7 protein-coding genes are annotated in these 7513 nt (G+C 69.0%); 1 reads left to right on the top strand and 6 read right to left on the bottom strand.

Features of this window, described 5'->3' with window-relative positions; genetic code table 11:
* Positions 1 to 181: 181 nt before the first annotated feature.
* The 5 genes from ABEA07_RS06935 to ABEA07_RS06915 form a co-directional block, all read right to left on the bottom strand.
* On the bottom strand, positions 182 to 1357 hold the full coding sequence (locus ABEA07_RS06935) for a CaiB/BaiF CoA transferase family protein (protein WP_345536765.1): 1176 nt from the start codon (positions 1355 to 1357) through the stop codon (positions 182 to 184).
* A complete protein-coding gene (locus tag ABEA07_RS06930; protein ID WP_345536764.1) occupies positions 1354 to 2733 on the bottom strand; it encodes an FAD-dependent oxidoreductase in 1380 nt (459 codons plus the stop codon). The genes ABEA07_RS06935 and ABEA07_RS06930 overlap by 4 nt, the downstream gene beginning before the upstream one ends.
* A 124-nt stretch (positions 2734 to 2857) precedes the next feature.
* Positions 2858 to 3703, bottom strand: a complete 846-nt coding sequence (locus ABEA07_RS06925) for an ABC transporter permease (RefSeq protein WP_345536763.1) — start codon at positions 3701 to 3703, stop codon at positions 2858 to 2860.
* Between the two features lie 13 nt (positions 3704 to 3716).
* Positions 3717 to 4562, bottom strand: coding sequence for an ABC transporter ATP-binding protein (locus ABEA07_RS06920; RefSeq protein WP_345536762.1), 846 nt, complete (start codon positions 4560 to 4562; stop codon positions 3717 to 3719).
* 2 nt (positions 4563 to 4564) lie between these two features.
* Positions 4565 to 5548 (bottom strand): ABC transporter substrate-binding protein, encoded by a 984-nt coding sequence (locus tag ABEA07_RS06915; protein ID WP_345536761.1) that lies wholly within the window; start codon positions 5546 to 5548, stop codon positions 4565 to 4567.
* 389 nt (positions 5549 to 5937) lie between these two features.
* Between ABEA07_RS06915 and ABEA07_RS06910 the strand changes: the two genes are divergently transcribed.
* Complete coding sequence (locus tag ABEA07_RS06910) at positions 5938 to 6180, top strand: DNA-directed RNA polymerase subunit alpha C-terminal domain-containing protein (protein WP_345536760.1); 243 nt, start codon at positions 5938 to 5940, stop codon at positions 6178 to 6180.
* 127 nt (positions 6181 to 6307) lie between these two features.
* Here the strand turns inward: ABEA07_RS06910 and ABEA07_RS06905 are convergent, their stop codons facing one another.
* Positions 6308 to 7510, bottom strand: coding sequence for a beta-ketoacyl-[acyl-carrier-protein] synthase family protein (locus ABEA07_RS06905; protein ID WP_425584080.1), 1203 nt, complete (start codon positions 7508 to 7510; stop codon positions 6308 to 6310).
* Positions 7511 to 7513 lie beyond the last annotated feature (3 nt).

The raw sequence follows: 7513 nt of genomic DNA, 5'->3' as shown, positions 1-7513 counted from the left end.
TTCCCGGCTCCTGCGCCACACAACCAGCAAGGCCAAAACAAAGGCCCAAGAGGCAAGTTCAAGGCTCCTGCGCCACCCAACAAGCAAGGCCAAAACAAAGACCCCGCACCCTCTCCCACAAGAACAAGAACAGAAACAGAAACAGAACCAGGACTCAAGCCCAGGATCGACACAGGATGTCTCACGCGTCGGCCTCCTCGATCAGCGCGCGCGCCTCCGCGAAGAGTTCATCCGTGTGCTCGCCCAGCCTGGGCGGCGCGCGGCGCAGGCCGGCTTGCGCGCCGGACATGCGGATCGGGCTGGCGATGAACTTCAGCGGGCGGCCCGTGGGCGATGTACCTTCGAGGATCATGCGGTTGTGCAGGGTCTGCGGATCGAGCAGCGCCTCGCGCATGTCGCGCACCGGGGCGGACAGCAGGTCCTGCTCCTCCAGTCTCGCCAGCCAGTGCTCGCGCGTGTTGGCGGCGAAGCGCTCGCGGAAGATGGTGTGCAGTTCGGCCTTGTGAGCGAACTGGGCCGTGAGGTCGGCGAAGCGCGCATCGAGCGACAGGTCCTCGATCTCCAGCGCGGCGCAGATGTCGCGCAGCGGGTTGGCCTTGAAGGCGCCCACCAGCACCAGCGGACCGGTCTGCGTGTGGAACACGCCGGACAGCGGCATCGCGGCCCAGTTGACCTCCGAGTCCTCCATCATGATCATCGCCGCCTCCTGCATCTGCATGGCGAGCATGGAGTCGTAGAGGGAGACGGAGATCTTCTGGCCCTCGCCGGTGCGCTCGCGCTGCAGCAGCGCGAACAGGATGCCCTGCACCATGTGCATGCCGGCGGTGTAGTCGGCCAGCGCGGTCGGGTAGATGGACACCGGCACCGACGCATCGGCGCGGCGCGCCATCACGCCGGTGAGGGCCTGCGCCAGCACGTCCTGCCCTCCCTTGTGCGAATAGGGGCCCGATTCGCCGAAGCCCGTGCCCACCGCGTAGACGATGCGCGGGTTGATGCGGCGGCAGTCCTCGTAGCCCAGGCCCAGGCGCTCCATCACGCCGGCGCGGAAGTTGTTGGTCACCACGTCGGCATCGGCGATCAGGGCCTTCACCAGCTCCATCTGGGCTGCGTCGCGCAGGTCGATCTCCACGCTGCGCTTGTTGCGGTTGAGGCTGCAGAAGATCGGGTTGTCCTCGCCGGCGACGGGCGCGAAGGTGGAGCGGCTCAGGTCGCCCGCGCCCTTGCGCTCGATCTTGATCACGTCGGCGCCGTGGTCGGCCAGCATCTGGGTGCAGACCGGGCCCATCATGACCTGCGTGAAGTCGATCACGCGGATGCCCGAGAGGGGCAGCTTGTCGTTGCTGTTGATGTTCATCATGCGGCCTCCGCGAAGGAACGGGCGATGGCCGGGATGTCGGCGTTGGGGCCCTTCTGGTCGCCGGGGTCGGCGCCCTGCGCACGCAGGGTGCGCTGGAGTTGGGGGATGTCGACGCTGCGTACCGGGACGCCGGCGTTCAGCGACAGCGCGGCGGCGGTGCCGGCCGCTTCGCCCATCGCCATGCAGGGCGGGATCTCGCGCGAGATCTTCTGCGCGGCCGAGGTCGAAGAGTAGTGGCGGCCGGCCACCAGCAGGTTCTCGACGCTGCGCGGCACCAGGGAGCGGTAGGGGTAGTAGTAGTCGCGGCCGCGCGCGATGCTGTCCTCGAAGCGCACGCGCTGGGCCACGTCTTCCTTGCTCATGACGTACTCGCCTTCCAGCAGGCGCGTCTGGCGGATGCCGGTCTGCGGCGCCAGGTCGATCAGGTAGCAGTCCTTGAAGCCGGGGAGCTTCGCGCGGATGAACTCGATCACCTTGTGGATGGTGGCGCGGCCCTGCACTTCGGCGCGTGTGAGGTCGGCCACCTTGAGGCCGTCCAGCCCCGCCATGTGCGGGCAGTTGCACCACACCACGCCGGGCAGCGGCGTCTTGAGCCACCACGAATCCCAGGCACCGCCCAGGATGTGCTTGACCTCGCGGTCGATGGCCGCGAAAGCCGCGGGCTCTTCGTGCTCGAAACGCTCGGCCTCGTCGGTGTCGACACCGCCCAGGCGGAACACGGTGGTGACGATGTAGGCACCGCTGATGTGCGGTGCACCGGCCGAGGCGGCCACGTCCAGGTCGCCGGTGGCGTCGATCACCACCTTGCCGAGGATCGCTTCGCGGCCGCTCTTGGATTCGACCACCACGCCCTTGACGTTGCCGCCTTCCACCAGGGTGCGCGAGAACCAGGAGTGCAGCCGCAGCTGGATGCCGGCCTGCTGCACCATCTCGAGCGAGGCGCGCTTGAAGGCGTCCGGGTCGAAGGCGGCGGCGAAGCAGATGGGGTGCGGCTTTTCCTTGCTGTGGAAGTCGAAGGTGCCCCAGCGCTTCCAGCGGCGCACCGATTCGGGCAGCGAACCCCAGTCCTTCTGCTTGGGGTACTCGGCCAGGCCGCGCTCGGCCATGCGCTCGATCATCTCGAGGCAGATGCCCCGCACCGAGATCTCCTGCAGGTGGCTGTCCCACATGTCGTCCAGCACCAGCACCATGCCGCCCGAGGCCAGGCCGCCCAGGTGGTTGTAGCGCTCCAGCAGCGTCACGCTGGCACCGTTGCGTGCGGCGGCCAGTGCCGCCGCCTGTCCGGCGGGGCCGCCGCCGACCACCACCACGTCCGATTCGGCCGCCACACGAATGTCGTGGGCAGGCTCCTGCATCCAATCGCCGATACGGCTCATAACCATCTCCTTGTGAAGTCTTGTCTGTTCGGGAAACACCGCGGAACTGGCTTTGCCAGGCCGCTGGTGTTGCCCCCTTGAGGGGGTACTCGGCTACACGAAGTGAGCCGATACGGGGGTGGGCCTACCTCTCCGGCTGCCAGCGGATGACGAGGCGCTCGGCCGCGGTCACCAGCAAGAAGAAGAGCCCCGAGAGGGTCGCGCTCATCACGATCGCTGCGTAGAGCAGCGGCGAATCGAAGTTGAAGGTGGCCTGCAGAATCATGGCGCCGATGCCCACCGTCGCGCCGACCCATTCGCCGATCACTGCGCCGATCACGCACATCGACGCAGCGATGCGCAGGGCCGAGAACAGGTAGGGCAGGGCGTTGAGCAGCCGCAGCCGGAAGAAGATCTCCGTCTTGCTGGCCGACAGCACGCGCATCAGCTCCATCGCCTGAGGGTTCACCGACTCCAGCCCGCGCACCATGTTCACCAGCGTCGGGAAGAAGCACACCAGCGCGGCGATGGTGATCTTGGGCTCCATGCCGTTGCCCATGATCAGCACCAGCACGGGGGCCTTGGCCACCAGCGGCACGGCGTTGAACATCAGCACCACGGGGAAGAAGATGTCCTGCATCGTCTTGTTGTGCACGAACAGCGTCGCCACCGCGATGGCCGCCAGGTTGCCGAGGAGGAAGCCGCCGGCCGCCTCCATCGCGGTAGGCAGCAGGTTGTCCAGCAGCACCGCCCGCTTGGCGTAGAGGGTTTCGACCACCGCCCAGGGCGAGGGTGCGATGAAGGGCTTGACGTCGAAGATCGCGATCACGGCCCACCACAGCACGATCAGGCCGGTGATGCCGAGGGCGGGCAGGACGCGCCGGCGCCAGATGCGGCGCTGGCGGGCCGTGGCCCAGGCCTGGTATTCGACGTCGGCCGCGGCGAGGGTGGGGGCGGATGCGCCGCTCACGTCGATGGAAGAAGTGCTCATGGGAGTGCCTCGCTCAGCAGGTTTCCAGCACGCGCCGCAGGTGGGCTGTGAGGCGCACGAATTCGGGGGTCTCGCGGATGTCCAGCGTGCGGTCGTCCGGCAGCTCGATCGGCACGATCTCGCGCACGCGGCCCGGGTTGGCCGCCAGCATCAGCACGCGCTGGCCGAGGAAGGCGGCCTCGTGGATGCTGTGGGTGACGAAGAGGATGGTCACGCCGGTGTCCTTCCAGACGCGGCGGATCTCCTCGTTGAGCCGGTCGCGCGTGATTTCGTCGAGCGCGCCGAAGGGCTCGTCCATCAGCAGGATCTTCGGATCGCTGGCCAGGGCGCGCGCGATCGACACGCGCTGGCGCTGGCCGCCCGACATCTCGTGCGGCCAGGCATGGGCGCGGTCCTTCAGGCCCACCAGCTCCAGCAGCTCCTGCGGCGAGCGGCGGCCCTTGCGGCTGGCGCCTCCGCCGACCTGCAGCGGCAGCTCCACGTTCTGCAGCGCGGTGCGCCAGGGCAGCAGCGCCGCATCCTGGAACACGAAGCCGATGTCGCGGTTCTTGCGCGCGGCCTGCGCGCTGCCGCCGAGCACGTCGATGCGCCCGCGGCTGGGCTCCAGCAGGTCCGCCACCACGCGCAGGAAGGTGGACTTGCCGCAGCCCGACGGGCCGAGCAGGGTGATGAACTCGCCCGGCGCGACGTCGAGGTCCAGGCTCTTGATCGCGGTGACGTCGCGGCGCTCGGTGAAGAAGCGCACGCCGATGTCGCGGCAACTGATCGCCGCAGCGGCGGCTGGTGAAGTACCTTCGCCTTCGGCTGCGGTACGAGCCCCCTTCGGGGCGGCCGGGCGTGGGCTCATGACGGCGGCCATGGTCAAGCCTTGCCCATGCGCAGGGCCGTCGTGGCCTTGAGGCCGTCGAGCCAGATCACGTCCTCGACCTTCGGCGTGCGGGCCGTGAACTGGCCCAGCTCGGCGTAGGTGTTGATCTGGTCCTGCCACACGGCCGGGTCCATCGCGCCCCAGCCCTGGGTCTGCGCCAGGCCGCCGAAGCTGTAGTCGAGCATCACGTCGACGGCCGCGCGCTCGTCCTCGCGCTTGAGGTTGGGGTACTCCTTGACCAGCAGGTCCACCGCCTGGTCGCGGTTGGCGCGCACGTGCTGCCAGCCGCGCACGGTGGCGCGGATGAAGGCTTCGATCACCTTGGGCTGGGTCTCCAGCGTCTTGGTGGTGGCGTAGTAGGGCAGGGCGTAGAGCTGCACGCCGCCATCCCACAAGGTGAGGTCGACGCGGTCCGGGCCCAGGGTCTTGAGCGCGGTGGTGCTGGTGAGCCAGCCGGTCACCACGTCGACCTGGCCGGTCAGCAGGGGCGCCATGTCGGCGCCGATGGTGACGAACTTGACGTCCTTCTCGGCGATCTTGTTCTTCGCCAGCAGGGCGCGCAGCAGCACGGCGGCGGTGGAGGGAATGCCCACCTTCTTGCCGACCAGGTCGGCCGGCTTGCGCACCGGGTTCTTGGCGAGCGAGAAGAAGGTGAAGGGGTGCTTCTGCGCGCCGACCGCGAAGCACTTGATCGGCAGGCCCTGCGACACCGCCAGCATGACCGAGGGGCTGGAGGACACCTGCCCCACTTCGTGCCGGCCCGAGGCGACGATGGCCACCCCGTCGATGTTGGGGCCGCCCGGCTGGATGGCGAAGTCGATGCCTTCCTGCTCGTAGAAGCCGAGGCGCTTGGCCACGACCTCGCCGATCTGGTTGACGCCGACGATCCAGCCCAGCTGCATGTTGATGCGCGCCTTGCCCTGGGCGCGGGCATCGATGGACAGCAGCCCGCCGGCCGAGAACGCGGCGGCGGTCATGAGCGAGCTCTGGAGGAGGCGTCGGCGAGTGGAATCGCAAACAGTGGCCATGGCAGATTTCCTTTGAAGACGGAACAAACGAAAGTGGCGACCGGGGCTTCGTTTCGGGCACCGGCGATGCGGCGACGAAGGTGGGATGAGGCGAATGCTAGGAGGCGAGGGTGTTGCCTTCAAGAACCGTTTTTCGCGCCGGGTGAGCTAAAAATGCGGACGCCGCGCCCTGCGGAAAACCCTGTGTCTCAAGAAGGCATGTGATCGAAATTCAGGCAGTCCTCCTGTTCGATCCGCAGCCGAAAGCGGTTTCTTCACAGGGGTTGTCGTCGGCACCACGCCGCGATGAGATGGCATGAACTGTGCAAGTTCCAGGCATCGCTTTCCTGGAGATATCTATGCATGAGGGTCAAGCCATCGCCGAGCGGCAGTCGGCCGAGTCGCTAATGGACGCCGACATCGATGTTCTGAACCTGTCGCTGCGCACCCGGAACGTGCTGCGACTCAACCAGCTTCACACGGTGGGCGACGTGACGCGTGTGCCGGCCAGGAAGCTGTTCGTGTTGTCGCGGCTGGGCCGCAATTCGCTGCGCGAAATCGTCGAGAGCGTGAACCGGCGAGGCCTTCGGCTCGCGGACTAGCCTCGACCCCGGGCGCCCCGACTTCTTGGGGTCCGCCACGCCCCTCGCCGGGGGCAACACCAGTGGCCCGGCCAAGCCGGTTCCACGGTGTTCACTGACTGGGCGGCGCGATGTCCTGCGAACGCGCTCAGGCGCGGCGGAAGGCCAGTACGGCGTTCGTCCCGCCGAAGGCGAAGGAGTTGCTGATCGCGGCTTGCAGCCGCGGCGCCGGCGCGCCCTGTGGCGGCACCAGGTTGAGGCGACACTCCGGATCCACATCCGCTCCATGCGCGTTGGGCGGAAGCTGACGACGGTGCAGGGCCAGCACGGTGATGACCGCCTCCAGCGCGCCGGCGGCGCCGAGCAGGTGGCCGTGCAGGGCCTTGGTCGAACTCACCTGCAGATCGTCGAGGGCCCCGCCCCAGACCTGCGCCAGCGCGTCGCGCTCGACCACGTCCCCGATGCGGGTGGCCGTGCCGTGCGCGTTGCAGTAGCCCACGTCGCGCGGCGAGAGTCCGGCCGAATGCAAGGCAGCGCGCAGGGCGCGCGCCTGGCCGGCGGCATCGGGCTTGGTGAGATGGGTGGCATCGCAGCCGATGCCCCAGCCGGCCAGCCGCGCATAGCTGCGGGCGCCGCGTGCGCGGGCGCGCTCGGCCGATTCGAGCACCATGAAGGCCGCGCCCTCGCCGAGCGCGAAGCCGCTGCGGTCGCTGGCGAAGGGCCGCACGGCACGCGCCGCCTCGCCGGGCGCGAAGGCGGCGAGGGTCTGCATGGCCTGCCAGGCGAGCACCACGCCGGGCACGATCAGCGCCTCGCTACCGCCGGCGATGGCGAGGTCGACCTCGCCGCGCTGCACGGCCTTGGCGGCCTCGGCCAGCGCCACGCCCGAGGAGGCGCAGGCCACCGAGTAGGTGAGGACCGGGCCCTGGGCCTGGCGGCGCATCGCGATCTGTGCGGCCGGGGCGTTGGGCATGAAGGCGGGAATGGTCAGAGGTGGCACGCGGCCGCTGGCGCTGCGGTAGGCGGCCTCCAGCGCGGCGGCGCCACCCATGCCGCAGCCGGCGTAGATGCCGATGCGCTCGGGGGCGACATCCTGCGGGGCGCCGGCGTCTCGCACCGCCAGCTCGGCCGCGGCCACGGCGAGCTGGCTCACGCGGTCCACGCCGGCCAGCTGGAGCTTGGTGAACCAGCGCAGTTCGTCGAAGGGGGCAAGGGCGGCGGCGGCGGGCCTGGGAAGTTCGGGGAACACGGGCTGCAGCGCGGATTCCCCGCGCATCAGCGCGTCGAACATCGCGCCGGCATCGTCGCCGTGCGGGCTCACGACGCCCAGCCCGGTGACGGCGACTTGCACCAC

This window comes from Variovorax defluvii (genome assembly GCF_039541515.1).
Taxonomy (GTDB): Bacteria; Pseudomonadota; Gammaproteobacteria; order Burkholderiales; family Burkholderiaceae_C; genus Variovorax; species Variovorax defluvii.
Note: the sequence above shows the minus strand (reverse complement) of the source record. Positions and strands in the feature narration are given on the sequence as shown.

What these genes read in the sequence shown, in the direction of transcription:
- ABEA07_RS06935 (WP_345536765.1), bottom strand. Translation starts at nt 1,357, where the DNA reads ATGATGAACATCAACAGCAACGACAAGCTGCCCCTCTCGGGCATCCGC.
- ABEA07_RS06925 (WP_345536763.1), bottom strand. Translation starts at nt 3,703, where the DNA reads ATGAGCACTTCTTCCATCGACGTGAGCGGCGCATCCGCCCCCACCCTC.
- ABEA07_RS06920 (WP_345536762.1), bottom strand. Translation starts at nt 4,562, where the DNA reads ATGGCCGCCGTCATGAGCCCACGCCCGGCCGCCCCGAAGGGGGCTCGT.
- ABEA07_RS06930 (WP_345536764.1), bottom strand. Translation starts at nt 2,733, where the DNA reads ATGAGCCGTATCGGCGATTGGATGCAGGAGCCTGCCCACGACATTCGT.
- ABEA07_RS06915 (WP_345536761.1), bottom strand. Translation starts at nt 5,548, where the DNA reads ATGACCGCCGCCGCGTTCTCGGCCGGCGGGCTGCTGTCCATCGATGCC.
- ABEA07_RS06910 (WP_345536760.1), top strand. Translation starts at nt 5,938, where the DNA reads ATGCATGAGGGTCAAGCCATCGCCGAGCGGCAGTCGGCCGAGTCGCTA.